We start from the raw sequence: 26,820 nt of genomic DNA on the forward strand, positions 1-26,820 counted from the left end.
ATTTTATAAAACATAACTTTTCAAACAACATCGCCCAAAAATAAATCTCCAAAAACATTGAGTTCAAGCAAGAGAAATAGCTTTTTATTTGTAATCCTAACCATTGGTTTGGTGGTGCTGTTTTTTATAAACATCAGTTATGGCGCAATTCAAATTCCTGTGGCAGATATTTATCACAGTCTTACGGGAGTGCATGCGAGCAAAACAACTTGGGAATATATCATTATCAACTATCGCTTACCAAAAGCAATTACGGCTATTTTGGTTGGTGCTGGATTATCAATAAGTGGTTTATTGATGCAAACCTTATTTCGGAATCCGCTTGCAGGACCGTACGTTTTGGGTTTAAGCTCAGGAGCAAGTTTGGGCGTTGCCTTTGTAATTTTAGGAGCTGGATTATTGCCTTCATTTTTAGGCACCCTCATCACCTCGCCTTACGGAATAGTACTAGCATCTACCATGGGAAGTTCATTGGTTTTATTGGCAGTATTAGCCGTGTCACAAAAGCTGCGAGACACCATGGCCATTTTAATTGTTGGATTAATGTTTGGTAGTTTTACCAGCGCTATTGTTGGAGTTTTAACCTATTTTAGTTCTGCAGAGCAACTACAAAAATTTACCTTTTGGTCAATGGGAAATTTAGGAAACCTATCTTGGACTTCTATTGGGCTGTTGACAGTTTGTGTTTTCTTGGGAATTTTAATTAGTATATTTAGCATCAAACCTTTGAATGCTTTACTTTTAGGCGAAAATTACGCTCGCAGTATGGGTTTAAATTTTAAACGCACTCGAAATATAATTATTTTAGCAACCAGTATTTTGGCGGGAAGTATTACGGCATTCGCGGGCCCTATAGCCTTTGTTGGTTTGGCAGTACCACATATTGCTAAATTGGTTTTTCAAACTAGTAATCATGCTGTTTTATTTTGGAGCACCCTACTATTTGGTGCAGCAATTCTTTTATTATGTGATATTTTAACGCAACTTCCAGGTTTAGAAGTCATGCTGCCAATTAATGCCATTACCTCGATTATTGGCGCACCAATTGTCATTTGGTTATTGGTACGAAAACAAAAAATGATTGCCTAATGAATCATAAAATACTTATTTCAGCAACCGATATTAGCATAGGCTACACGCACAAAAAAACAACAATTACCGTTGCTTCAAAGGTGAATGTACAACTTGAAACTGGTAAACTTGTTGCTCTTGTAGGTGCCAACGGAATTGGAAAATCTACATTGTTAAAAACGCTTACGGGAATACAAAAACCCTTGCAAGGAACTGTTTATTTGGAGGATAAAAAAATCGATACGTATAGCCCGTTGGACCTTGCGCAAAAATTAAGTTTAGTTTTAACCGAAAAATTACCACCAAGCAATCTTACTGTTTTCGAATTAATCGCGCTGGGCCGTCAACCTTACACCAATTGGATAGGCACATTGACACCGAATGACATCGCCAAAGTAAATGAGGCGATGGAGCTTACTCAAATTAGCCATTTGGCGCACAAAAAACATTTTGAAATTAGCGACGGACAACTTCAAAAAGTACTGATTGCACGAGCATTGGCACAAGACACAGAGCTGATAATTCTTGATGAGCCCAGCACCCACCTCGACTTGTTGCACAAAGTGGCTCTTTTTAAATTGCTTAAAAAATTAACCTCGGAATTAGGCAAATGCATTTTATTCTCAACACATGATATTGATATGGCCATACAATTGAGTGACGAAATGATCATCATGACACCTGAAGCTACTTTTCAGGACCAGCCTTGTAATTTTATCTCAAAAGGAACTTTTGGTACCCTTTTTAATGACGAACATATAGTTTTTGATCCTGAAAAGGGAAAGTTTATGATTCAGTAATTTTCTTTTTAGGAGCTTATTCCAGCTATCCGCTATATCTTTTATTTTTTAAAGAAAAAAATAAAAGGATGCCGCTCCTATCTGGGCTAAAAAAATGTAGATCCAGAGCCTATCTCAATCCAATTTGTCTCCTAGCTTCACCAATGACAAAAGCAACCGAATTAGCAATATTAAAACTGCGAATTAAATTTGACATCGGGATTTTAAGTTGATTTTCTTTCGCAAATAAACCCAAAACTTCTTGGCTTAAGCCAACGCTTTCTTTACCAAAAACCAACCAATCTTCATCTTGGAATTCGATGTCTAAATATGAATTTTCGGCATGCGAACTCATCAAAAAAACACGTGATTTATCAGGAACCTGATCGAGCCATTCGCTTACATTTTGATATTCGGTTACATCGAGATGTACCCAATAATCCAGCCCTGAACGTTTTAAATTTTTATCATTAATAACAAATCCAAAAGGGTGAATTAAGTGCAAACGGCTTTCGGTACCTACGGATAACCTGCCAATGTTTCCTGTATTATTTGGGATTTCAGGTTCTACTAAAACAATGTTTAACATTTTATACTTTATTATAAGATTGGAAAATTAAAAGATTAAAAAACTAGTACTACCTTTTAAATTTCTATTTGAAAATTTTCTACTTCAATTACTTCTCCTGCCTGCAAATTGTCGAGATTTACGTTTCCTATTCGTACACGAACCAATCGTAAAGTAGGAAAACCAACTGCAGCAGTCATTTTACGTACTTGTCGAAATTTACCTTCGTTGACGGTGATCGATGCCCATGAAGTGGGACCATGACGTTCATCACGAATTTTTTTACCACGTGGGCCAAAATCGGGCGCTATCTCAAGTGCATTTGCTTTGCAAGGCTTGGTTATGTATTTCGTGCCATTAAACCCAATTTCAACACCAACTCTAATTTTCTCAATAGCTTCTTGAGTGATTAGCCCATCAACTTGAACAAAATATTCCTTTTCGACTTTTTTACTTCTAATACGTTCACTTTCTTTTCCGTCTGTGGTTAAAAGTAATAAACCTTCTGAATCCTCATCCAAGCGACCAATAGCCATGGTGCCTTCGGGAAAATCATACAATTCCCCAAGTAAGCGTTTCTTTCGCTTTAACTCATAAATAAATTGGCTTAAATAACCGTAAGGCTTGTGAATGATAAAATGGCGGTGCATGCTTAAATTATTTGGCGACAAAGATAGGTCGTTTCTCTTTTGTAAAAAAACAGCACCTAGTTTCCTTCAAAATCTATTTTTTTTGAAAAAAAGCAACTGATAATATTGGCTTAACCTTAGGAATTCTATTTTTGTGCCCAATTAATTAATTGTTACCCTATGAAACACAATTACGCATTCAAAACCTTAGCGTTTTTCTTATTAGCACTTTTGGCATTCAGCTGGAATATTTCGGCGCAAGCCACGCAGCCAACCCCTCAAGCCTTGCCGTTTTTACAAAACTTTAATGCTCTTGATGTTGCATCAACTACTTATCCAGACGGCTTTCAAGGATGGACAGCCAGTACTTCACCTGGAAGCAGTTACAACACTTCAGCAACTATAGCTGCTGATAGAGTTTTAGTAGGTAGTAGTACCGCTGCAACAAGTAGTGGAAACGTGCACAACTACAACGGTAAAATTGGTTTTTTAAACACAGGTTCATTAGATTTAAGTATTGGCTTGGCTATAAAAACTACAGGTAAATCAGGAATTTTTGTAGAATATGATGCTATGGTTATTCGTAACCCATATAACGGATCGACCAATACCCGAATCAATGATATGATTTTACAGTATCGCGTAGGAACAACAGATGCTTTTGTAAACTTACTTGCAACTGCTTACGCAAGTACTACCACTCCACAATCAGCAGGAACAGCAGAGCAAAATCCACAAAAGATAAAAATACAATTACCAGCCGATTGCGACAACAAAGATATTGTTCAACTCAGATGGATTTCAAAACAAACATCTGGCGGAGGTGCAAGACCATCTTTTGCAATCGATAACATCAGCATTACAAACGATACCGAAGCCCCAAAATATGCAGATGGTTTTCCAAAAATAAACAATATCCTTTCAGAGGGATTTGACTTTGCTACGCAACTTAATGAAAACGGAAAAACGTTTTTTGTTGTTTTACCAGCTGGAAGTAATGCTCCTAGCGTTGCGCAGATTAAAGCAGGAACTGATGCTAATAATTCGGCTGCACTTAAAACAGGAGTTCTTGTTATAGCCGATCCTGCTATTGTTTACACTGCTGCAGTAAGCGGCTTAACATTGGGAACTACCTACAATGTTTACGCTGTATCTGAGGACACTTCAGGTAATTTACAAGCTGCAAGCACCTTACTAAATGTAACTACTTCGAATGTTGTAGTACCTTCAATTACAACCACTGTAAATGAATTAAACTTTAGTTTTGTGGAACAAAATACTTCAAGCTCAATTTTGAACTACGGTATTCAGGGACAAAATTTAACCCAGGCGGTTACAGTCACTGCTCCTTCAGAATTTTTGATTTCAAAAACAGAAAGCACTGGTTTCCAAAGCAGTTTAAGCTTTGAAGTTAGCGAATTCGCAAACAACGCTACTCCAAAAGTATTTGTACAATTTAACCCTACAACAACTGGGGTAAAATCTGGAGTAATTACACTTGCAACTGCAGGTGGCTCATCAAAAACAGTAGCTGTTAATGGAGTAGGAATCAACCCATACACTCAAGATTTTAACGACATAAATGTATTGACTAATAGCGGATGGACTTCATATAGTGTAGCTGGAGATAAAGTAAAATGGAGCAGTACAACTTCTCGTTTTAATAGCTCACCAGCAGCAGTACAAATGAATGGATTTTCAGAAAATGGACCAAGTAAAGATTGGTTGATTTCGCCAGCAATGCGTTTAAATTCATTTGATAAATTCCCATTGTTATCTTTTTTCAGTAGAAAATTCTTTTCTGGAAATACTTTAAAATTAATGGTATCTACCAATTATGATGGAAAAAGCAACCCCGAAACAGCTACATGGACTGCTTTAAATGGTGATTTTCCAACTACTACAGGAACTTTCAAACAGTCGCAATTTATCAATCTAGAAGCCTATAAATCAAACAGCACCTATGTTGCATGGGTATATGAATCAGGATTGAATGGAGCTACAGACAGTGCTGAGTGGACACTTGACGATGTAAAAATTACAAATGAAGCTGCGTTCATCGCAACAATACCGACTTTAAATTTTGGTGAAATCGCCCCAAATACAGTTTCTGCTAGCCAATCTTTTACTTTCATGGCCGGAGGATACGGCGCTATAACTGTTACAGCACCTTTGTACTATCAATTGAGTTTGGACAATACTAACTTTCAAAACAACGTACAAGTAACTGCTGAACAAGCATTGGCTGGAATTACGCTTTATGCTCGTTTTGCTCCAACTACTAAAGAGTTGAATAGTGCTGGACCATTGCAATTAAATGGAACAGGATTGAACCAACAATTGGGTATGTTAACTGCATCATCTTTAACTAAATCTGAAACTTTTGATATCGTTACTTACAATTTAGAGTTTTTTGGTACTGATGTAAAAGATACTAGCGGAGCTGAATTTGGCCCAACAGATGACGCACTACAAATAGATAATGTGGCAAAAGTAATGAACACTTTAAATGCAGATGTATACGCTGTGCAAGAGGTGTCTGATGATGCTGCTTTAGAGACTTTGATTACAAAAATAAATGTGAACGGAAAAACTTTTGCAAAAGCAGTTTCTCCTGTGTGGTCACGCTCTTACCAACCAGCCGATCCTACTTTTCCACCTCAAAAGTTAGTTGTATTGTACAACACTCAAACTACTGCTGTTAAAAAGACACGTGTCATGTTTAGTAAATTGTACGATGAGGTTCGTTCTGGAACAACTACTTTACCTAATTACCCAAGTACTGGTGAAAGCTTTTATTCATCTGGTCGTTTACCGTACATGGTAGAACTTGAAACTAATATTGGTGGTATTAAAAAAGACCTTAAAATAGTTAATTTACACGCTCGTGCTAATAGTGGTACCGACATTACGCGTTACAATATGCGTAAATATGATGTTGAATTACTAAAAGACAGTTTAGATGCTCAATATCCAGATGCTAACATCATTTTGTTAGGTGATTACAATGACGACGTAGATGTCTCTGTAATTGCTGGCAATCCTTCATCTTACCAAAAATTGGTTGAAGATACCGCTCGTTACAATGCATTAACATTAGACATTAGTAAAGCAGGTGCTTTTAGTTTCTTATCATCTGGAGGATTTTTAGATCACATCTTGATCTCGAATGAGTTAAATGACGAGTACATCGCGAATTCTATTCAAGTATACGACCCACGTCCTGAAATTACAAATTACGTTAACACCACTTCAGACCACGGACCAGTTATTGCTCGTTTTGAATTAAAAGCAGATCCTACACTTGGATTATCTAATCCAGTAACCAATAGCACTGCTGTAAACGGTTATCCAAATCCAGTGAACGATATTTTTACTGTAAATGTAACTAGCACTGATAGTGAAAAAACTAGTGTACAATTCTACGATCTTCTTGGTCGTAAAGTAGGAAAACCAGTTATTTTAAAAGCTACTTCAAATGGTAGCTCAGCTGCGATTGATGTAGCCCAATTACCTACAGGTATTTACATTTATACCGTGACAAGCGGTGAAAAGGTAATTTACACTCAAAAAATAATTAAAAAATAAGCTTTAAAAGCAACTCTAAAAAGCCAGATTTCATACTCCTGAAATCTGGCTTTTTTTTATGCAACAACACGTTAAAATGCAACACTAATTTGTTTGTCACAATCAAAACCTAGAATCTTTTCCTTACTTTTACCAACTGACAAATATTTAATTTATGACCAACCTACTAACATTTTTAATCGTTTTTATTGTAGCCCTAGGCATTGGAATTTTTATAGGAAAATTGCTTTTTACCGCTCATGCAAAAGGCGAAAAAATAAGTTTGGAAGAAAAAATTCTTGCTCTTACGCAACAATATTCACAAGTAAAAGAACAAGCCAGTGCAGAGCAACTTCAATTTGAAAAACGGATTGAAGTAATTAGCAATGAAAAAGAACGCATAAGAGACGAGAAAGACAGCCTAGCCATACAGCTTTCTAAAAAAGAAGTAGACTTTGAAAATCTTTGGGAACGTAACAAAGAACAAAAAGAAGAGGTGGAACAACTGCAAGCTAAATTCACAAAAGAATTCGAAAATTTAGCCAATAAAATTCTCGAAGAAAAATCGAATAAATTTACCGAACAAAATAGAGAAAATATGAAAAATATCTTGTCACCGCTACAAGATAAAATTCAGTTGTTCGAAAAAAAGGTCGAAGATACCCACAAGGAAAGTATTGATTATCATGCCGCCTTACGCCAACAAATTTTGGGCTTGCGCGAAATGAATATTCAAATGAGTAAAGAAACTATCAATCTAACCAAAGCTTTAAAGGGCGATAGCAAAATGCAAGGCAATTGGGGCGAATTAGTTTTGGAACGAGTTTTAGAAAAATCAGGACTCGAAAAAGGACGAGAATACGAAGTGCAACAAGCTTTTACGACAGAAGAAGGCAATCGTGTTTTTCCTGACGTAGTGATTAACTTACCTGATGGCAAGAAAATGATTGTCGATTCAAAAGTATCCTTAACTGCCTACGAAAAATATAGTAACGAAGAAGATGACACCATCAGGACAGGTTGGTTAAAAGAACATGTAAACTCCATAAAACGTCACGTAGAACAATTAGGAAACAAAAACTACCACGATCTATACCACATTGAAAGTCCTGATTTTGTATTGCTGTTTATCCCAATTGAACCGGCTTTTGCTGTAGCGCTAAATGAAGACAATAGCCTTTACAATAAAGCTTTTGAGAAAAATATAGTCATCGTAACGCCATCTACATTACTAGCCACTTTACGAACCATTGATAGCATGTGGACCAACCAAAAACAACAAGAAAATGCCCTCGAAATTGCAAGACAAGCAGGCGCACTTTACGATAAATTTGAAGGCTTTGTAAATGATTTGATTAAAATTGGTAAAAAAATTGACGAAAGTAAAACAGAATATGCAGCGGCCATGAACAAATTAGTGGAAGGAAAAGGAAACTTAATAATTAGTGTCGAAAAATTAAAGAAAATGGGTGCCAAAGCAAAAAAAGCTCTACCCGAAAGTATTATAAACCGAGCAGAAAAAGACGAAAATAAACTACTAAACTAAGTACAGATGAGAAAATTTTTAATGATCACTTTAGCAATATTAGTCTTAGGACTCGTTTCCTATTTTACCTTTTTATACAATGCCACTTACAGCGAAGGAGTGCGCTCTGGCGAATTAATAAAAGTGAGCCACAAAGGAGTTATTTTTAAAACCTGGGAAGGCGAAATCAGTCAAGGAATCTCAGGTGCACAAATATTTTCATTTTCTGTTTTAGATAGCCAATCAGATGTAATTACGCAGCTACAAGAAATGGAAGGACAATATGTACAAGTAAATTATGTTGAAAAATACCGTACTTTCCCATGGTGGGGTGACACGCGTTACTTTATCACTTCAGTAAAAAAAGTAAATTCTCCTTTCAAAATCAAGTAGATGAAAACTTTGTACAAAACCGTGGCGAGTTCAGATATTAAAATTTCTGAATTGATGCTCCCGTCGCATACCAATTTTAGCGGAAAAATTCATGGTGGCTACATTTTATCCCTCCTAGATCAAATTGCTTTTGCATGTGCTTCTAAATTTTCAGGACATTATTGCGTCACGGCATCAGTAGATACGGTTAATTTTTTACGCCCCATTGAAGTGGGCGAATTGGTAACGATGAAAGCCAGCGTAAATTATGTAGGCAATAGCTCCATGATTGTGGGCATTCGTGTCGAATCGGAAAACATTCAAACAGGCGAAGTAAAACACTGCAACTCCTCTTATTTTACAATGGTTGCCAAAGACAATAACGGTAAAACCATAGCCGTTCCTGGATTGATTTTGTCTACAATGAATGATGTTCGACGTTGTTTTAATTGTATCAAACAAATTGCTCAAAAAAAAGAAAAAGACCTACACGAAGAAATATTCGATTATAGTTCGCCCGAAGCACTTGCCAGCTTAGAGCAACATCATATCCAATTGGATTTACGCTAAAAATGACATCATAAATATACTAAGTCCTATTGAAAATCATAGGACTTTTTTTTGTGTATCTAAGAAACGATTCGTAAATTTAAGTGTTTATTGTTAATTAGTAGTCATGAAAAAGATGGTCCTTTTACTACTTACCTGCTGCCAACTTTCTATGTTGGCACAAGACCGTTTGAGCACTACAAAAGGAACAACAGAATTTGAAGCCTCAATACCTATGTTTGAAGAGGTGAAAGCTTTAAATACCAAAACCTCTTGTGCCCTACTAACCAAATCTGGGAACATAAACTGCTGGATGAACATTAAGGATTTTAATTTTCCTCGTGCCTTAATGCAACAACATTTCAACGAAAATTACATGGAGAGTATTCGGTTTTCAAGATCGTTCTTCAAAGGGAGTATTGAAAAATTTGACTTTGAAAAATGCAGCAATTCAGCACAGAATTATATTGTTTCGGGAAAACTAACTATCAAAGGAGTTACAAAAAGAATTAGTATTCCGGCTAGTATCAAAAAAACAAGTGAAGGATTGTCTTTCCAAGCTAATTTTACAGTCAATACAGACGACTACAACATCGAAATTCCACTTTTGGTTCGTTCAAAAATTTCTAAAAAAGTAAATACAAGCCTCTTTTTTGTCTTACAATAAACTTATTTTATTAAACAGTTGCGCAAGGCACCTTCAAGGTTTTTAAATTGAAAACGAAAACCAGCAACTTCAATTTTTTTAGAAGAAACTCTGCGACCAGTCAGCACAATTTTTGACATTTCGCCCATTGCTAATTTTATAACAAACTCAGGAACCGCAGGCAACCAGATGGAATAGCGATACACACATGCTAGAGTTTTAGAAAAAATAGCATTGTTAGTGTCATCTTGAACTGCAGCATTGTAAGCGCCTTGCATTTCATTGTTTTCTAGCGCCATAGCATACATCTCACACAAATCATCAATGTGAATCCATGGCATATATTGCTTGCCACTTCCAATAATAGCACCCAATCTGTACTTGAATAAGGGAGCCAATTTAGACAAAAAACCATCTCCTTTTCCTAATACTAAACCAGTTCGAATTTTAACAGTTCGAATGTTTCTGTTTTCAATAAAGTCTAAAGAATCCTCCCATTTCTGGCAAGTATAGCCCAAAAAATCATTTGCAGGAGGCATATCCTCTGTACAAATCTCAGGCCCATTAACAGCACCATAAATACCAATTGCTGAGGCAGATACAAAAGCCTCAAGCTTTTTATTTTGTTTTTTTATTGTAGAATACAACAAAACAGTTGATTGTTCTCTACTTTCGATGATGGCAGCTTTACGTTTTGCCGTCCATCGTTTCTCAGCAATGTTTTCTCCAGCTAGATGTACTATATAATCAGCCTTGGCAACAGCTTTTTCATCTATAGTTTGCTGAGCAACATCCCATTTGTAATAAAAAACATCTGGTTGATTTGGTTTTACGCTCCTAGTTAAAATAGATACAGAATACCCTTTTTTTAACAATAAATCCGTTAGATGTTTTCCAACAAATCCAGTACCGCCGCTAATTAATACATTCTTTTTCATAATACCGTAAAGCTAGTGATTTTTTAATGATATAAAATTATATTAAATTTTGTTTAACTTTATTAATATATAGTTAAACATTTACTACCTTTATACCTTAATTTGAAATACACACGAAATGGCTACTAAAAAAACAGCAATTACAAAAGATAAAATAGTTTCTATGTACATGGATCACGTACTGGAGCACAGCGAAAAACCTAAATCAGTTTACAATTTCACTAAAACTAACGGCTTTACTGAAACAGAGTTTTACGCGTTTTTTGGAACTATTGAAAGTATTGAGAAAGAGATTTTCAGAATGTTCGTTGAAAAAACAATTGAACTTTTGCACAAAAACAGTGAATATGAGACCTACGACATGAAAAGCAAAATGTTGAGTTTCTATTTTACCTTCTTCGAAATCCTAACAGCCAATCGCAGTTATGTTGTTTTGGTTTTAAAGGAGCACAACAACCAATTGAAAAAATTGAGTTTATTAGCTGGTTTGCGTGAACGCTTCAAAGAGTTTTTAACCGAAGTTATTGAAGATGATTTTAGAACACAGCAAGAGCGCTTTCAAAATTTTCAAGAAAAAGCATTTCAAGAAACTTCTTGGTTTCAGTTGTTACTTACACTTAAATTCTGGTTGGATGACGCCTCACCCGCTTTTGAAAAAACAGATATTTATATTGAAAAATCAGTAAAAGCAACTTTCGAATTAATGAACATTGCTCCTATTGATAGCCTAATTGACTTTGGAAAATTCATTTTCAAAGAAAAAATATACAAAAAATAATGAAAACGATAGACTATATACCTACTTCAAAAATTGAAAGAGCATCAAAATTAGTGCAAACAGGCGCTAAAATTGGCGTGAATTATTTGAAGTACTACGGCGAAAAAATGGTCAACTCTGATTTGACTCGCGATAAACTTAACGAGGACAATGCCGAGGATATTTATGACGGATTGAAAAGCTTAAAAGGAAGTGCCTTGAAAGTAGCTCAAATGCTAAGTATGGACAAGAATTTCTTGCCTCAAGCTTATGTTGAGAAATTTTCGTTGTCTCAATTTTCGGTACCGCCTTTGTCTGCGCCTTTGGTTTTAAAAACATTTAAAAATAATTTTGGTAAAACGCCAACTGAAATTTTTGATGATTTTAATGCCAACTCTGTAAATGCTGCGAGTATTGGTCAGGTTCACGTGGCACACAAGGACGGTAAAAAATTAGCCGTGAAAATTCAGTATCCCGGCGTTGCCAATAGTATTTCATCTGACTTAGCAATGGTAAAACCTATTGCGATTCGTATGTTTAATCTTCAAGGAAAAGACTCTGATAAGTATTTCAAGGAAGTTGAAGACAAATTAATCGAAGAAACGAATTATCTATTGGAGTTAGAGCAAAGTACTGAAGTAGTTAATGCTTGTTCTAAAATTGACAACTTGGTTTTCCCTAGTTACTATCCAGAATTTTCATCAGAAAAAATCATCACGATGGATTGGATGACAGGCAAGCACTTGTCTGAATTCACGAAAATTAATACCGATCAAGAAGCTGCAGATAAAATAGGTCAAGCACTATGGGACTTTTATATGTACCAAATCCACGTGCTTAAGAAAGTTCATGCCGATCCGCATCCTGGCAACTTTTTAGTAGATAGCGACAATAATTTAGTTGCACTTGATTTTGGTTGTATGAAAAAAATTCCAATGGACTTTTACATCCCATACTTCGAACTCATCGATAAAAAAGTAATTAATGACGCTGCCTTATTTCACAATAAGTTATTAGAATTAGAAATTCTACGTCAAGACGATACGAAAGAAGAAATGGCCTATTTCACGAGTATGTTTCATGATTTATTGTCATTATTTACCAAGCCGTTTCAGGAAAAAACATTCGACTTCTCGGACGAAAAATTCTTTCAAAGTATTGGCGAATTAGGAGAGCGTTTTTCAAAAGATACCAATCTTAAGAAGATGAATGGCAGCAGAGGTTCGAAGCATTTTATTTATATGAACAGAACTTTCTTTGGTTTGTACAACTTAATGTTTGATTTGAAAGCCAAGATTGTAGTAAACGAATTTGAGAAATACACCTAGTGAAAAAAGAACATTTACCCACCAAAATGTGTTTGGTATGCGATAGGCCTTTTGCTTGGCGCAAAAAATGGGAAAAAGTTTGGGATGAAGTAAAATATTGTAGCGAAAAATGCAGAAGAAACAAAAAGGTTTAGTTTGGTTTAGAAACGATTTACGTGTTCATGATAATGAATCACTTCATCTTGCAATTAAAGAAAATGAGGCGGTGGTAGCTGTATATTGCTTTGATCCAAGACATTTTGCGAAAACAAAATACGGTTTTAAAAAAACAGAGAAGTTTAGAGCGCAGTTTCTATTGGAATCGGTTGCTAACCTTCGTAAAAATCTCAAAGAACTGCACATTCCTTTGTTTGTGTATTTTCAAGAGCCTGAAAATATTGTTCCCGTACTGATTGAAAACCAAGAAATCACCAAGGTTTATTATCAAGAAGAATGGACAACTGAAGAGCTGGCAGTAGCCAATGCGTTAAAAGCTAAAGCTACTGATAACGTAATATTCAAAGCTACATACGGACAATTTTTGTTTCATCCAAATGCAATTCCGTTTACGATTGAATCGATTCCGAATGTGTTTACACAATTCAGAAATCAATGCGAAAAGAAAGCAAAAGTAAGTGCCGAATTTAAATTAGGTTCACTCACAGCTGCTAATTCCCAAGAAACGAATACGACGTTACCAACTTTACAGGAGCTAGGATTTGAAGCTTTTGAAAAAGATACTCGCACTGCATTTCCGTTTAAAGGTGGAGAGCAAGAAGCGTTACGCCGAATGGAAAATTACTTTTGGAATACTGAAAAACTAAGTTCTTACAAACTTACGCGCAACGGACTAGTTGGCACCGATTACAGTTCAAAATTTTCGCCTTGGCTAGCTAATGGTTGTATTTCGGCAAAAAGAATTTACTGGGAAGTGGCACAATATGAAAGAGAAGTAGAGAAAAACGAATCGACTTATTGGTTGCTTTTTGAGCTGATTTGGCGTGATTATTTCAAATACATTTCACTTCAAAATGGTAGTGCCATTTTTAAAATTGGAGGAATTTTAGAGCGCGATTACGAATGGAAAAACAACAAATACGCCATCAACAAATGGATTAACGGTACTACCGAAGAGCCTTTTGTGAATGCCAATATGATCGAATTGCAGCAAACGGGCTGGATGAGTAATCGCGGCCGACAAAACGTAGCTTCTTATTTTGCCAAAGAAATGTTGATGGATTGGCGCATTGGCGCTGCCTATTTTGAAGCCATGTTGCTGGATTATGACGTACACTCTAACTATGGTAATTGGATGTACGTATCTGGCGTAGGCAACGATCCTCGAAACCGAAAATTCAACATCAAATTGCAAGCAAGCAATTACGATGGACAATCAAAGTTTCAAAACTTGTGGTTACAACAACAATTATTCTAAAAAAACATGACGACCAACAAACCAAAGATTAATGTAGTATGGCTCAAAAGAGACCTTCGTTTGCAAGATAACGAAGCGATTTTTAACGCCACAAGAACTGCTATTCCTACTTTGTTGCTGTACGTTTTTGAAAAATCGCTAGAGCAAGACGCCCATTATAGCAGCAGACATTGGAATTTTATCAAACAATCTATCGTTGACCTGAATAAACAGCTAGCCCCTTGCAATACCAAAATTTTAGCCGTTTCATCTGAGGTGATTCACGTATTTAACATTCTTGAAGAAAGCTATAAGATTAATGCTGTTTTTTCACATCAAGAAACTGGGCTTCGCATTACATACGAGCGCGACAAGGCATTCAAACGCTTTTGCAAAAACAACTTTATCACTTGGACAGAAAATATAAATAACGGCATTTTTAGAGCGTTAAAGGACCGTAGCAATTGGGTGCAAAAATGGGAAGATTACATGAATCAACCACAATGCCAATTTGATTTTACACCATCAAAATACCTCAACCTAGAGGAGATTGCAGCTCTTGAAACCTCTTTGGAAGTTCAAGATTTAGAAACCCTACCGGATGCTATTTTCCAAAAAGGAGGATCAACTATGGGTTGGAAATACATGAATAGTTTTTTAAATGATCGCTACCACAATTACAGTGCGCACATCTCTAAACCAACGTTGGCTCGCAAAAGCTGCAGTCGTTTGTCGCCGTACATTGCGTGGGGTAACTTGTCCTCGAGACAAGTTTTGCAAAAAGCAGCGACCTTTCGATTGAATTGCAACAATCCAAAGCAAATCGATTCATTTGTATCGCGTTTAACATGGCAAGCACACTTCATTCAAAAATTTGAAATGGAAGACATCATGGAGTTTGAAAGTGTGAATAAAGGCTTTCATTCGTTACAGAAAAAAGTGAACGAAAACTATATTGAAGCTTGGAAAACGGGTCAAACAGGTTTCCCGTTAATTGATGCGTGCATGCGTTGCTTGAATGAAACCGGTTATTTAAACTTTAGAATGCGTGCCATGTTGGTATCGTTTTTTACCCATAACTTATGGCAACCTTGGCAAGAAGCCACACAGCATTTGTCGCAAAAATTTTTAGATTTTGAACCTGGCATTCACTTTCCGCAATTGCAAATGCAAGCGGGCGAAACAGGAATTAATATGTTGCGTATTTACAACCCAATTAAAAACAGTTATGCGCACGACCCGCAAGGGGAATTTATCAAAAAATGGGTGCCTGAATTGAGCAATTTGCCAACCAACTTTGTACATGAACCAAATAAAATGACCTATTTGGATCAGAAATTTAATGATTTTGAAGTTGGTGTGCATTACCCAAAGCCCATTGTCAATATGGAACGTACCCGAAAGTTTGCAAGTGACTTTTTATGGAAAATGAAAAAAAATCCGCTTGTAAAGGAAGAGAGCAACCGAATACTACGCCTGCACACCATGGCCGATATTGGTGATTCAGACGCCTAAAATACTATAGAAACCATTTACGAATATAAAAACCGTTGACCGTGACTACAAAAAGAGAATTAACCGACCTTGAAAAAGACAGAATCATAGAGATGGCCTGGGAAGACCGTACTACTTTTGATGCAATCCTGAGACAATTTGGACTTAAGGAACAAGAAGTGATTAACTTGATGCGTACCGAAATGAAACCCTCTAGTTTCAGAATGTGGCGTGAGCGTGTACAAGGGCGCAAAACCAAACACGAAAAACTGCGCGAGTTCAGAGAAGGTCGCTTTAAATGCAGTATGCAAAGGCAAATAAACAACAATAAGATTTCCAAACGATAAGCTCAAGAGCAGCAACATATTTAATAACTGATTGAACAAAACACATGAAAAACATCGTAATCATTGGTGGCAGTAAAGGAATTGGCAGTGCCATTTTGTTGCAACAACTAGAGTCAAATATAGTGTACAACATCAGCAGAAATGCACCTGAAATCACGCATCCCAACTTAAAACATTTTTCAGTAGATGTTTTGCAAAATGCACTTCCTGATTTGGAAGCTGTTGATACCTTGATTTATTGTCCGGGATCAATTAACTTGAAACCAATTGGCAGTTTGAGCATTGACGATTTCAGAAACGATTTCGAAATCAACGTGATTGGCGCTGTAAAAGCCATTCAAAAATACTTACCCCTTTTACGCAAAGGAACGAATCCTTCTATTTTACTTTTTAGCACGGTAGCAGCAAAACTCGGAATGCCGTTTCACGCTAGTATCGCTACAGCAAAAGCTGGAATTGAAGGTTTAGTAAAATCACTAGGTGCTGAATTGGCATCGGTAATTCGTATCAATGCTATTGCACCAACAATTACCGAAACTACACTTGCGGCAGGCATTTTGCGCAACGATCGTATGAAAGAAAACATGATCGAAAGACACCCAATGAAAGGGTATTTAAAACCAACAGAAGTAGCCAACATGGCCAATTTCTTAATCTCAGATCAAGCAAAATCTATTTCAGGACAAATTTTTGAAATGGATTATGGCATTGTCTCTTTTAAAATCTAATACAATAAAAATTACATATATAGAAAACCGAAACCCATGATCAAAGAAATGAAAAGTTACGAGAAAATCGAACAATACGACACCGAAATTACTTCAGCATTAGCGGACAACTATAAAACCATAATTGACAATTTAGGTGAAGATGTGACTCGTGAAGGACTTGAAAAAACACCAGAGCGTGTGGCCAAAGCCATGCAATATTTGACTCACGGGTACGGATTGGATCCTTTAGAAATACTTAAATCAGCGATGTTTACTGAGGATCACCAACAGATGATCGTTGTAAAAGATATTGAAGTGTACTCTATGTGCGAGCACCACATGTTACCGTTTTTTGGAAAAGCGCACGTGGCTTACATCCCAAACGGAAAAATTGTAGGATTAAGTAAAATACCACGCGTGGTTGATGCATTTGCTCGCAGAATGCAAGTACAAGAGCGTTTAACTGACCAAATTAAAAACTGTATTCAAGAAGCTTTAAATCCGCTAGGTGTAGCCGTAGTAATCGAGGCACAGCACATGTGTATGCAAATGCGCGGCATCCAAAAACAAAATTCGGTTACTACAACTTCTTCGTTTACAGGTGCTTTTACAAAAGACAAAACAAGAAAAGAATTTATTAGCCTAGTTTCGAATAAATTAAGCTAACTTTATGTAGGTAATCCAACATTAATAATTGCCACGAAGGCGCAACAATACAAAGTCATACTCTCCTATTTTAGATTGTCATCTTTGCCATTGTTGCGCCTTTTGGTTTAAAACAGAGGCGCTATGAAAATTTTACTAACAGGAGCTACGGGATATATTGGCAAGCGACTTTTGCCAATGTTAGTAAATAATGGTCATGAGTTAGTGTGCTGCGTTCGGGACAAAAACCGATTTTACTGTCCTATCGATTTACAAGATAAAGTTCAAGTAGTTGAAGTAGATTTTCTTGATGAAGATTCATTAATTGCCATTCCTAAAGATATTGATGCAGCGTATTACCTCATCCATTCGATGTCTGGTTCAGCATCTAATTTTGATGATTTAGAAAGCTTGTCGGCACACAATTTTGTCGAATATTTGAATAGCACGCAAGTAAAACATGTTATTTATTTAAGCGGAATTGTAAACGACAGTGCGCTCTCTAAACATTTATCATCACGACTGCGTGTTGAAGAAATTTTACGGTCTGCCAATTTTGCAACCACTACCCTACGCGCCGGAATTATTGTCGGCTCAGGCAGTGCCTCCTTTGATATCATTCGGGATTTGGTGAATAAATTACCTATAATGATTACTCCCAAATGGCTCAACACCCGTTGCCAACCCATTGCCATTCCTGATGTTTTAGATTTTTTGTACAAATCTCTATGCAATCCATTGACGTACCACCAAAGTTTTGATATCGGCGGACCCGATGTACTCACCTATAAAGAAATGCTTTTGGGGTTTGCCAAAGCTAAAAACTTAAAACGATACATTTATACCGTTCCGGTGATGACTCCCAAATTATCGTCATATTGGTTATATTTTGTAACCTCAACTTCGTACCGTTTGGCATCTGCATTAGTAAGCAGTATGAAAGTAGAAGTCGTGTGCCAGGATAATCGAATTAATGATTTATTGGGCGTGCAACCCATGACCTATCAACAAGGTTTGTCACGTGCATTGATCAAAGTAGATGAAGATCAAGTGGCTTCGAGTTGGAAAGATTCGTTAGTAAGTGGTCGCTTCAACCGTAATCTGTCGCCTTATTTAAAAGTCCCGAAGAAAGATTGTTATATCGATCGCCGCAAAATGGAGATTATTGATCGTGATTTCACCATACGCCGCATTTGGTCAATTGGTGGCGAAACGGGTTGGTATTATGGCGATTGGCTCTGGGATTTACGCGGATTTATTGACAAACTGTACGGAGGTGTTGGTTCTCGACGCGGACGCACCAACCGACATGACATACATGCAGGCGATGCCCTGGACTTTTGGCGAGTTTTATACGCTAACAAACAAGAAGGAAAATTGATTTTGTTTGCCGAAATGAAACTACCTGGCGAAGCTTGGCTCGAGTTTAAGATTATAAATAATACCTTGTACCAATCGGCTACGTTTAGACCGCGCGGCATTTGGGGCAAATTGTATTGGTACTCCGTTTTGCCATTTCACGGATTCATCTTTAAGGGAATGCTCGAAAAATTAATTCGGTAATTCCAATATCAAATAATTTCAAAAATGATCAGCAACAAAAAAGGCTCGAAATGAATTCCGAGCCTTTATTTTTTGCTATAAAAATGATTTTGGTTTATTTTAAAATCCCCGCTTTGTAAGTTGCAATAGCGCGATCGCGGGCCATGGCGTGCTCCACCATTGGTTTTCCGTAACCTAAATTGAATTCTTTAATCCAAGTGCGGATGTAAGCTCCTTTTTCATCAAATTTTTTCTGCTGAATATCAGGATTAAAAACTCTGAAATAAGGCGCGGCATCGCAACCTGTTCCTGCTGCCCACTGCCAATTGCCGACATTGGCTGAAATGTCATAATCCAACAGTTTTTGAGCAAAATACGCTTCGCCCCATTGCCATTCAATCAACAAGTGCTTGCATAAAAAACTCGCCACAACCATACGCACGCGGTTGTGCATGTAACCCGTTTCGTTGAGCTGGCGCATGCCTGCATCAACCATAGGATAGCCTGTTTTTCCTTCGCACCAACGTTTAAAATCGTCTTCATTGTTGCGCCATTGAATGCCGTCATAAGCCGACTTGAAATTTTTATTAGCCACTTTCGGAAAGCTGAATAAAATTTGCATGAAGAATTCCCGCCAAATTAACTCACTTAAAAATACATCATTTTTGTGAAAAGCCCAATTTACTAATTTGCGTACGCTTACTGTTCCGAAACGCAGATGCGGCGATAAGTACGAAGTTTTGTCCATGGCTGGAAAATCGCGCGTGTCGTGGTAATTGACTATAAACTTTAAATTATGCGGTTTTACTTTTATTGGACTTGGTTCAAAACTAATTGCGGAAAGCGTTAAAATTTCTCCCTTATGTTGGTACAACTTGCTAAAATGTGCTGCAGTATCCCACTCTTGAACAGGCGCCAATGTTTTATACTTTTCTAACCATTTGTTTTTAAATGGCGTGTACACTGTATACGGCAAACCATCCGCTTTAACGATTTCTTTTTCCTCAAAAATAACTTGGTCTTTGAATGGAGAAACGCTTACTCCACGCTCTTTCAGCAAAGTTGTAATTTGTGCGTCGCGTTGCAGTGCATAAGGTTCGTAATCTTTGTTATAAAAAACCTCTTTGACATCGAACTCATCCAATAGCGATTCCCAAACACTATTGATTGCTCCGTGGCAAACACGCAAGCCACTGGAATGTTTTTGCAATTGGACATGCATTTGCTGCAGATTTTCATGAATGAAACCTACTCGAGCATCGTTTTTTGGGAGTTTACTCAAAATAGCCTCGTCAAAAATAAAAATAGGAAGCACCGGATAATCTGATTGTAAGGCTTGATACAAACCTACATTATCTTCAAGGCGTAAATCACGACGAAACCAAAAAATAGAAACAGCTGCTTTGCTCATTACTTCGAATTAAAAAGTTCATCTACTTTCTGAACGCGGTATTCAAAGATGGATTTCAATTTGTTTTTTACCACCAAAGTGTTCATGATACGACCAATAAAACCAAGCGGCAAACCGTAATGAACCACATCAGTCATTTTGGTTCCGGTGGCAGTGGCTTCAAAAAAATGTTTGTGATGCCAAAAACTGTACGGACCAAATTTTTGCTCATCGATGAAATAACTGTTCTCTTTCACGGCAGTAATTAAAGTCATCCAAGAAAGTGTAACTCCAAAAAGCGGCGTGACTTTATATTGAATAATTTGTCCGGGATACATTGATTTTTGATCAAAATCAGTGATTTGGAATCCCATATCCTGAGGTGTTATTTTTTGAAGGTTTTTTGGATTTGAAAAAAAAGCCCAACACTCCTCGACCGTTGCATTGATGTGCTGCACGGTTTCTTGTTTGTATATTTTCATGGTATTTTGTTTAGGATATTTAGCAGCGATCCGCGTGAGGGACAGCAGTGGAGCTCTTTTTGAGAGCCCTTTTTAGGGCGATAAAAAAAGCGGGAACGGATTGCCCGACCCCGCTGTAACGCTAGTGAAAGCGGGGTCACGCCCCAAAAAACTTTACATTTTATAGTATTTGAATGGTACGAAAAGCATTCCGAAACATTCGCCATCCTCTTTACCTAGGTGTTTGTGGTGTACTTTGTGTGCCTTACGAAGACCAATTAAGTACTTGTTGTTAGTGTGCTTAAACCATTTGAAACGCTGGTGAATTAACACATCATGAATCAAGAAATAACACAAGCCGTAAAACATAATTCCAAGGCCGATAAAGAATTTGTAATTCAAGCCGCCTTCGACTCCGTAGTAAAATAAGGCGATGCTTGGCGCTGCAAAAATGACAAAAAAGATGTCGTTGCGCTCAAAGATATTGGCATATTTAGGTTGGTGATGATCGGCGTGGAAATACCACATAGAACCGTGCATCACGTATTTGTGTGTGCACCAAGTTATGCCTTCCATGGTCAGAAAAGTACCCAAAAAAATCAAAAAAAAGATCATTTTATTATAGATTTAAGTGAAAATTAAAGGAATGAATTAAACTAGTTTTAGCTTGTACGATACAAAAGATTTGGCCAAAAGACCTGCTTTGGTGTAATTAGAAACGCGAATACGGGCGCTTCCTATTTCGTGACAAGGTGTGTTTTCTAATTTTTTGAGTAGTTTGCGGTAGTACACATACGCCGTGTATACGCCAAACTTAGCTTCCATTGGTAGTTTTACAATACCTTCGTAGGCTACTCTAAAATCTTCTTCGATTTCGTTGATGATGGCTGTTTTGGCCTTTTCATCGAACGAATTCAAGTCGACACCCGGGAAATAGTTGCGGTTGAGTACTAAGTTATCATCTTTCAAATCACGTAAAAAGTTTACTTTTTGAAAAGCTGATCCCAAACGCATGGCTTCATCTTTCAGTTGCTCGTAACGTGCATTGTCACCCGCCACAAAAACTTTAAGACACATAAGCCCTACCACATCGGCCGAGCCATAAATATAGGCATCGTACTCTTCTTTGCTGTGATAATCGGATTTTATGAGATCTAATTTCATACTTCGCAAGAAGGCCTGAATTAAATCGTCACCAATATTATTCTCTTTCACTGTTTGTTGAAACGAATTCAAAATCGGGTTCAAACTAATTCCACGATCGTAGGCTTTGTAGTACTCGTCTTCAAATTCGGTGATTAGAGTTTCTTTGTCGAAACCGTGAAAAGTGTCGACAATTTCGTCAGCAAAACGCACAAAACCGTAAATGCTGTAAATTGCCTCGCGAATTGTTGGGGACAACATATACACCGCGAGTGAGAAAGATGTACTGTAATTTTTAGTAACTAACTTACTGCATTTAAAAGAGACATCGTCAAATAATTGCTTCATATTATTGTTCTGAAAATTGCTTATTAATTAATTCCGACACTAATTTTCCAGAAATCAGTGCAGGCGGTACTCCAGGTCCAGGAACGGTTAATTGTCCTGTGAAATATAAATTCTTTACTTTTTTGCTCTTTAGTTTTGGTCTTAAAAATGCGGTTTGCAATAAGGTATTGGCCATACCGTAAGCGTTACCCTTGTACGAGTTGTACTCGGACACAAAATCATTTTTACAAAAAGATTCTTTAAATATAATATTATTTTTGACACTTTGCTGTGTTAAAGTTTCGAAACGGCTGATAATTTTTTCGAAGTACTCTTCGCGCAATGCCTCGGTATCATTGATTCCGGGTGCTAATGGCACAAGGAAAAACCCAGATTCCATTCCTTCAGGAGCCGCAGTTGCATCAGTAACCGATGGAAAGTTGGCATAGAAAAGCGGTTCTTTTGGCCACTGTGGCTCATCATAAATGTCTTTCGCGTGTTGGTAAAAATCAACATCAAAAAACAAAGCATGATGCGAAATGTTATCTAACTTTTTATCAAAACCAACATAAAACAACAAGGACGAAGGCGCAAACACGCGCGAGTCCCAATATTTTTCAGAATAAGCGCGGTGCTCTTGATCGAGTAAAGTTTCGGTATGATGGTAATCGGCACCGCTCAAAATCAAATCAGAAGCGATTATCTTTCCGTTTACTTGAATGGCTACAGCTGTTTTATTTTCGACAATTATTTTTTCAATGTTTGCATTGGTTACAAATTGAACACCAAGTTCAGTTGCCAAGTTTTCCATGGCACGCACTACATCGTGCATACCTGTTTTAGGGTGCCAAGTTCCTAAACCAAAATCGGCGTAGTTCATAAAGCTGTAAAACGAAGGCGTGTCCGAAGGTTTTGCTCCGAGAAATAAAACAGGAAATTCTAAAATTTGAATCAAACGTTCGTTCTTGAATTTCTTGCGTACATCTTTGCTAATATTAGAGAAAAACTCCCCTACTTTTAACGCTGTTTCAACAGTAATTAACTCAAGTGGCGAAACACCTGGGCGATAGACCAAATCCTTGATGGCGATATCATAATTGCTTTTAGCATGATCCATAAAAGCTTGCAATTTGGCTCCACTTCCTGTTTCGATGGCCTCAAAAGCCGATATAATTTCTGGAAGATTATCTGCAATTGCTATAAAATCATCAATTCCGTAATACACGCGATAAGCAGGCGATAGTTTTATTAGCTCATAATAATCGGTTGTTTTTTTGCCAAAATCAGCAAAAAAGCGTTCAAAAACATCAGGCATCCAATACCAACTTGGTCCCATATCAAAGGTAAAACCTTCGCGTACTAGTCGACGTGCGCGACCGCCAACAGCACTATTTTTTTCATAAACGGTAACTTGATGACCGCTCTTAGCTAAATAAGCCGAAGCTGCTAAAGCAGAGAAACCCGATCCTATAATGGTAATATTTTTTACTTTCTTCATTTGTTTAGCAAATATACAAAATCTTTAAACAATTATTTTTAAATCCAATCTACTAATTCCGTGATAGAATTAAAAATAGTAATGCGCTCGGCCAGCTTTTCTCTATCGATGTGTTCCACCATTCGACCAATAAGCCAAAGTTCGGAAGTATCATCTAAAAGTTGATCAGACATTTGCTGCACGTATTCGTCTAGAATGCCTTTTTCAGGTTGAACCGTCATGTAAGATACATATACAATCGAGTCAAAATGTTTCTTAAGATCTCGTAGGTTTTCTATCGGCATGCTTTCGCCCAGATAGATGGTTTTATAACCGTGTAAAAGTACTTCGTAATTTAAATACATCAATCCCAATTCATGAATTTCATTCATTGGCAATGACAAAACAAAAACTTTATCGGTCTTGGTTTGTTTTAAAATTTGCAATTTCTCAGTGTTGATGAGCAATTTTTGTTTGATCAAATAACTGATAAAGTGCTCGTGTGCTGGGGTAATAGTATCGGATTGCCATAACAATCCCAACTCGTTCATTAACGGAATGAATACTTGATGGAAAATTTCTTTAAACGACTTTTCGGCGATTAACCAATTGTAGGTATTAAAAAAAAGTTCCTGATCAAAGTTCATCATAGCCATTTTGAACTCACTTATGGCGTGACTTTTGGCTGTTTTGTTAGATATAATCTCACGAACCAAAGATGGGATTTTCTCCTGTGGATAGGTCGCGATTTTAGATATTTTATAACCGTAATCGTGTAGCAATGTGATATTTAACAGCTTTTGCAAACTCGGCAAATCATACAAACGAATGTTAGTATCGGTACGCATGGGCTGCAGTATATCGTAGCGTTTTTCCCAAATTCGTATCGTATGCGCTTTGATTCCTGAAAGGTTTTCAAGATCCTTGATACTGAATACATTTTTTACATTGTTCATCGTTTCTGAAAATTTATTGAACAAATGTAAAATAAATTTAGATATAAAACGACCTAAACCGTTGTAAAAACGCTATTTTTCTTTAAAATCGACTTTTTGATAACTGTTTAACAAATCTAAGTGTAAGATTGTCTTGGAGTTTGATTCATTTCGGGTGTACATCGAATCGAATTTAGCACCATAAACTACTTCATCAAAAGTATAAGACGTTCGTGTAGCCACTGTGTTGCTAAACATATCGTCAAAAGCAGTCAAGTGCACGATAAACTCTCCGTTGATGGAAGCGAAATCTTCAGCTGAAAGACCATACAACGGACTTTCAGGTGTTATAGGGTGCACGAGTGTCCAACTCAAACTAAGTACATTTATGCGATCGAGTTCTAAATCTAAAGCAAAAAAGCGATTGGTCATGGCGCCGTTTTCGTTGTCACTCCTACGCATCGTAATTCTTGCGAAAGCATCGGTCAAGTCGGTGTTTTTAAAAGGAGTCAATCGCAGCATTAAAGCCGTTCCCTCGCGGTAAGGCGCAATCAGGGCATTGTCTGAAAATTTGATGAAAGCAGTAGGTTTACTAAAACGCCCAAAAAACAATCCGGTAGCAATAGCAAAACTGAGTAAACCTATTAATGCCTCGGCGGCAGAAAGCGCACTAGCCAAAAAACCAACAGGACTGATGTGCCCATAACCCACAGTCGTAAAAGTTTGCGCACTAAAAAAGTAAGCTTGCCCAAACTTACCCAATTCGGTGCCCGAAGGATCGATACCATTTAAATGTTCGATACCTATAGAAAAATACAAAAGCGCAAAAATGAAATTCATCCCCATGTAAAACAGCAAAAGCGTCAACAAAAAACGCCACTGCGGCATGGCAATCATGGTGTGGTACCAACTAATACGACGCAGTAAAAACATGCCTCGTTTTTCTACATTGGCGCTGCCGTCTTTATTGATGAATCGGCCGCCGTAGTTGCTGGCATTGGTTCCAAAACCTGTATTTTCTTGTGATTTCCCTGCTGTGCTCATTTCTGCTTGGATTTAAAATTCAAAAATAAAACTATTATGGCAACGTAGCACTATTAATTCGAGGAAGATGATTAATTGGTTTCACAAGGTTCTCGATACACTTTGTTCTCCATTGCATTACAAACAAAGCACTCGAACTAACGAACTGCAAAAAACTAGCCTGCTGAATGGCACGTCAGTTCGAGTGATGGACTTCCGATACTTCGGGAAGGCCATTGTATCGAGAACCAATTACTACAATCTTTTTTAGTATCTTAGTACCAACTAATTCAAAAAAACATGACCAAAATAACCAAAGAAGACATCAGCCAAGAGGTTTTTGACCTTTATGACGATTACGCACACAACAAAATCGACCGTCGCGGCTTTGTTGAAAAACTATCCCTATTCGCGGTGGGAACCTTGACCCTACCCTCATTACTGAGTTTTATGTCACCCAATTATGTTGACACTTTACTAGTTTCACCCAATGATCCGCGACTGAAAACAGGTTTCATCACCTACGATTCGCCCAAAGGTGGTGGCGCTATCAAAGGTTTGTTATCGCAACCTGTGGCTAGCAAAAAGAAACTTCCGGGAATTATTGTCGTTCACGAAAACCGTGGCCTCAACCCTTATATTGAAGATGTGGGGCGCCGAGCTGCGCTTGATGGTTTTATCACCCTAGCGCCAGATGCCTTGTCGCCATTAGGCGGTTATCCCGGTAACGATGATGCGGGTCGCGAATTGCAAAAAAAACGGACTCGCGATGAAATGCTCGAAGATTTCATTGCAGCCTACAACTACCTAAAAACCCATAAGGACTGTAACGGACACATAGGCGTTGTTGGTTTTTGTTTTGGAGGTTGGATTGCCAATATGATGGCGGTAAAAATTCCAACTTTGCAAGCTGCCGTACCGTACTACGGAGGTCAACCCACTGCTGCTGAAGCAGAATTAATTAAAACCCCTATTATGGCCCAATACGCGAGCTTAGACACTCGCGTGAACGAAGGCTGGCCTGCCTACGAAGCTATTTTACAAAAAAACAAGGTACCACATACAGCACATTTTTACGAAGGTGTGAACCATGGTTTTCACAACAACACCACACCGCGTTACGATGAAAAAGCCGCTACCCTATCCTGGGAACGAACCATTGCTTTTTTTAAACAAGAACTCAAAAAGAAATAAGCGCATTGCG

General features: G+C 37.4%; 27 protein-coding genes. 17 read left to right on the plus strand and 10 right to left on the minus strand.

The window, feature by feature from the left end; genetic code table 11:
* The first annotated feature begins 57 nt into the window (after positions 1 to 57).
* Positions 58 to 1,089: an iron chelate uptake ABC transporter family permease subunit gene (locus ACXX8U_RS09075; RefSeq protein WP_458565577.1), complete on the plus strand. Its 1,032-nt coding sequence runs from the start codon at positions 58 to 60 to the stop codon at positions 1,087 to 1,089.
* The gene (locus tag ACXX8U_RS09080) at positions 1,089 to 1,871 is read left to right on the plus strand and encodes an ABC transporter ATP-binding protein (RefSeq protein ID WP_458565578.1); all 783 of its coding nucleotides are present in this window, start codon (positions 1,089 to 1,091) and stop codon (positions 1,869 to 1,871) included. The genes ACXX8U_RS09075 and ACXX8U_RS09080 overlap by 1 nt, the downstream gene beginning before the upstream one ends.
* A gap of 109 nt (positions 1,872 to 1,980) precedes the next feature.
* Here ACXX8U_RS09080 and ACXX8U_RS09085 read toward each other — a convergent pair whose 3' ends face one another.
* Both ACXX8U_RS09085 and ACXX8U_RS09090 read right to left on the minus strand, forming a co-directional pair.
* Entirely contained in the window at positions 1,981 to 2,439 is a 459-nt protein-coding gene (locus tag ACXX8U_RS09085) for a tRNA (cytidine(34)-2'-O)-methyltransferase (protein ID WP_458565579.1), read from the minus strand.
* Between the two features lie 56 nt (positions 2,440 to 2,495).
* Positions 2,496 to 3,068, minus strand: coding sequence for a pseudouridine synthase (locus ACXX8U_RS09090; RefSeq protein ID WP_458565580.1), 573 nt, complete (start codon positions 3,066 to 3,068; stop codon positions 2,496 to 2,498).
* Positions 3,069 to 3,227: 159 nt separating this feature from the next.
* Here ACXX8U_RS09090 and ACXX8U_RS09095 point away from each other — a divergent pair, with 159 nt between their 5' ends.
* From ACXX8U_RS09095 to ACXX8U_RS09115, 5 genes are all read left to right on the plus strand, one after another.
* Complete coding sequence (locus ACXX8U_RS09095; protein ID WP_458565581.1) at positions 3,228 to 6,635, plus strand: choice-of-anchor J domain-containing protein; 3,408 nt, start codon at positions 3,228 to 3,230, stop codon at positions 6,633 to 6,635.
* A gap of 154 nt (positions 6,636 to 6,789) precedes the next feature.
* Complete coding sequence (locus ACXX8U_RS09100) at positions 6,790 to 8,160, plus strand: DNA recombination protein RmuC (RefSeq protein ID WP_458565582.1); 1,371 nt, start codon at positions 6,790 to 6,792, stop codon at positions 8,158 to 8,160.
* A gap of 6 nt (positions 8,161 to 8,166) precedes the next feature.
* Entirely contained in the window at positions 8,167 to 8,532 is a 366-nt protein-coding gene (locus ACXX8U_RS09105; protein ID WP_458565583.1) for a DUF8785 domain-containing protein, read from the plus strand.
* Positions 8,533 to 9,081, plus strand: a complete 549-nt coding sequence (locus tag ACXX8U_RS09110; protein WP_458565584.1) for an acyl-CoA thioesterase — start codon at positions 8,533 to 8,535, stop codon at positions 9,079 to 9,081.
* A 106-nt stretch (positions 9,082 to 9,187) separates the two neighbouring features.
* Positions 9,188 to 9,727 (plus strand): YceI family protein, encoded by a 540-nt coding sequence (locus ACXX8U_RS09115; RefSeq protein WP_458565585.1) that lies wholly within the window; start codon positions 9,188 to 9,190, stop codon positions 9,725 to 9,727.
* Positions 9,728 to 9,729: 2 nt separating this feature from the next.
* On the opposite strand, the gene ACXX8U_RS09120 is transcribed toward ACXX8U_RS09115, so the two are convergent.
* Positions 9,730 to 10,644, minus strand: coding sequence for a TIGR01777 family oxidoreductase (locus ACXX8U_RS09120; RefSeq protein ID WP_458565586.1), 915 nt, complete (start codon positions 10,642 to 10,644; stop codon positions 9,730 to 9,732).
* 118 nt (positions 10,645 to 10,762) lie between these two features.
* On the opposite strand from ACXX8U_RS09120, the gene ACXX8U_RS09125 reads away from it, so the two are divergent.
* The 9 genes from ACXX8U_RS09125 (at position 10,763) to ACXX8U_RS09165 (ending at position 18,881) form a co-directional block, all read left to right on the plus strand.
* On the plus strand, positions 10,763 to 11,422 hold the full coding sequence (locus ACXX8U_RS09125) for a TetR family transcriptional regulator C-terminal domain-containing protein (RefSeq protein WP_458565587.1): 660 nt from the start codon (positions 10,763 to 10,765) through the stop codon (positions 11,420 to 11,422).
* Positions 11,422 to 12,729 (plus strand): ABC1 kinase family protein, encoded by a 1,308-nt coding sequence (locus tag ACXX8U_RS09130; protein WP_458565588.1) that lies wholly within the window; start codon positions 11,422 to 11,424, stop codon positions 12,727 to 12,729. The genes ACXX8U_RS09125 and ACXX8U_RS09130 overlap by 1 nt, the downstream gene beginning before the upstream one ends.
* Positions 12,729 to 12,863 (plus strand): DUF2256 domain-containing protein, encoded by a 135-nt coding sequence (locus tag ACXX8U_RS09135; RefSeq protein ID WP_166137087.1) that lies wholly within the window; start codon positions 12,729 to 12,731, stop codon positions 12,861 to 12,863. Before ACXX8U_RS09130 ends, ACXX8U_RS09135 begins: the two co-directional genes overlap by 1 nt.
* Entirely contained in the window at positions 12,839 to 14,143 is a 1,305-nt protein-coding gene (locus tag ACXX8U_RS09140; protein ID WP_458565589.1) for a DASH family cryptochrome, read from the plus strand. Before ACXX8U_RS09135 ends, ACXX8U_RS09140 begins: the two co-directional genes overlap by 25 nt.
* 6 nt (positions 14,144 to 14,149) lie before the next feature.
* A complete protein-coding gene (locus ACXX8U_RS09145; protein WP_458565590.1) occupies positions 14,150 to 15,637 on the plus strand; it encodes a cryptochrome/deoxyribodipyrimidine photo-lyase family protein in 1,488 nt (495 codons plus the stop codon).
* 41 nt (positions 15,638 to 15,678) lie between these two features.
* Positions 15,679 to 15,963: a TIGR03643 family protein gene (locus ACXX8U_RS09150; protein ID WP_210789287.1), complete on the plus strand. Its 285-nt coding sequence runs from the start codon at positions 15,679 to 15,681 to the stop codon at positions 15,961 to 15,963.
* Positions 15,964 to 16,007: 44 nt separating this feature from the next.
* The gene (locus ACXX8U_RS09155) at positions 16,008 to 16,691 is read left to right on the plus strand and encodes an SDR family NAD(P)-dependent oxidoreductase (RefSeq protein ID WP_458565591.1); all 684 of its coding nucleotides are present in this window, start codon (positions 16,008 to 16,010) and stop codon (positions 16,689 to 16,691) included.
* A 36-nt stretch (positions 16,692 to 16,727) separates the two neighbouring features.
* Entirely contained in the window at positions 16,728 to 17,339 is a 612-nt protein-coding gene (folE, locus tag ACXX8U_RS09160) for a GTP cyclohydrolase I FolE (RefSeq protein ID WP_458565592.1), read from the plus strand.
* Between the two features lie 123 nt (positions 17,340 to 17,462).
* Entirely contained in the window at positions 17,463 to 18,881 is a 1,419-nt protein-coding gene (locus tag ACXX8U_RS09165) for an SDR family oxidoreductase (protein WP_458565593.1), read from the plus strand.
* Between the two features lie 94 nt (positions 18,882 to 18,975).
* Here the strand turns inward: ACXX8U_RS09165 and ACXX8U_RS09170 are convergent, their stop codons facing one another.
* The 7 genes from ACXX8U_RS09170 to ACXX8U_RS09200 all read right to left on the minus strand — a co-directional run bounded on the left by ACXX8U_RS09170 (position 18,976) and on the right by ACXX8U_RS09200 (position 25,637).
* On the minus strand, positions 18,976 to 20,271 hold the full coding sequence (locus ACXX8U_RS09170; protein ID WP_458565594.1) for a cryptochrome/photolyase family protein: 1,296 nt from the start codon (positions 20,269 to 20,271) through the stop codon (positions 18,976 to 18,978).
* Positions 20,271 to 20,732 carry an SRPBCC family protein gene (locus tag ACXX8U_RS09175; protein ID WP_458565595.1) on the minus strand — a complete coding sequence of 154 codons (462 nt, stop codon included), beginning with the start codon at positions 20,730 to 20,732 and terminating at the stop codon, positions 20,271 to 20,273. Before ACXX8U_RS09175 ends, ACXX8U_RS09170 begins: the two co-directional genes overlap by 1 nt.
* A gap of 153 nt (positions 20,733 to 20,885) precedes the next feature.
* Entirely contained in the window at positions 20,886 to 21,326 is a 441-nt protein-coding gene (locus tag ACXX8U_RS09180; RefSeq protein ID WP_166137063.1) for a sterol desaturase family protein, read from the minus strand.
* A gap of 36 nt (positions 21,327 to 21,362) precedes the next feature.
* Positions 21,363 to 22,202, minus strand: a complete 840-nt coding sequence (locus ACXX8U_RS09185; protein WP_458565596.1) for a phytoene/squalene synthase family protein — start codon at positions 22,200 to 22,202, stop codon at positions 21,363 to 21,365.
* Between the two features lies 1 nt (position 22,203).
* Positions 22,204 to 23,679, minus strand: a complete 1,476-nt coding sequence (crtID, locus tag ACXX8U_RS09190; RefSeq protein WP_458565597.1) for a bifunctional phytoene desaturase/3,4-desaturase — start codon at positions 23,677 to 23,679, stop codon at positions 22,204 to 22,206.
* A 38-nt stretch (positions 23,680 to 23,717) separates the two neighbouring features.
* Positions 23,718 to 24,614 (minus strand): MerR family transcriptional regulator, encoded by an 897-nt coding sequence (locus tag ACXX8U_RS09195; RefSeq protein ID WP_458565598.1) that lies wholly within the window; start codon positions 24,612 to 24,614, stop codon positions 23,718 to 23,720.
* Between the two features lie 72 nt (positions 24,615 to 24,686).
* Entirely contained in the window at positions 24,687 to 25,637 is a 951-nt protein-coding gene (locus ACXX8U_RS09200; protein WP_458565599.1) for an ion channel, read from the minus strand.
* Between the two features lie 279 nt (positions 25,638 to 25,916).
* On the opposite strand from ACXX8U_RS09200, the gene ACXX8U_RS09205 reads away from it, so the two are divergent.
* Positions 25,917 to 26,810 (plus strand): dienelactone hydrolase family protein, encoded by an 894-nt coding sequence (locus ACXX8U_RS09205; protein ID WP_458565600.1) that lies wholly within the window; start codon positions 25,917 to 25,919, stop codon positions 26,808 to 26,810.
* Positions 26,811 to 26,820: the final 10 nt, after the last annotated feature.

Source organism: Flavobacterium sp. GNP001, assembly GCF_054343775.1.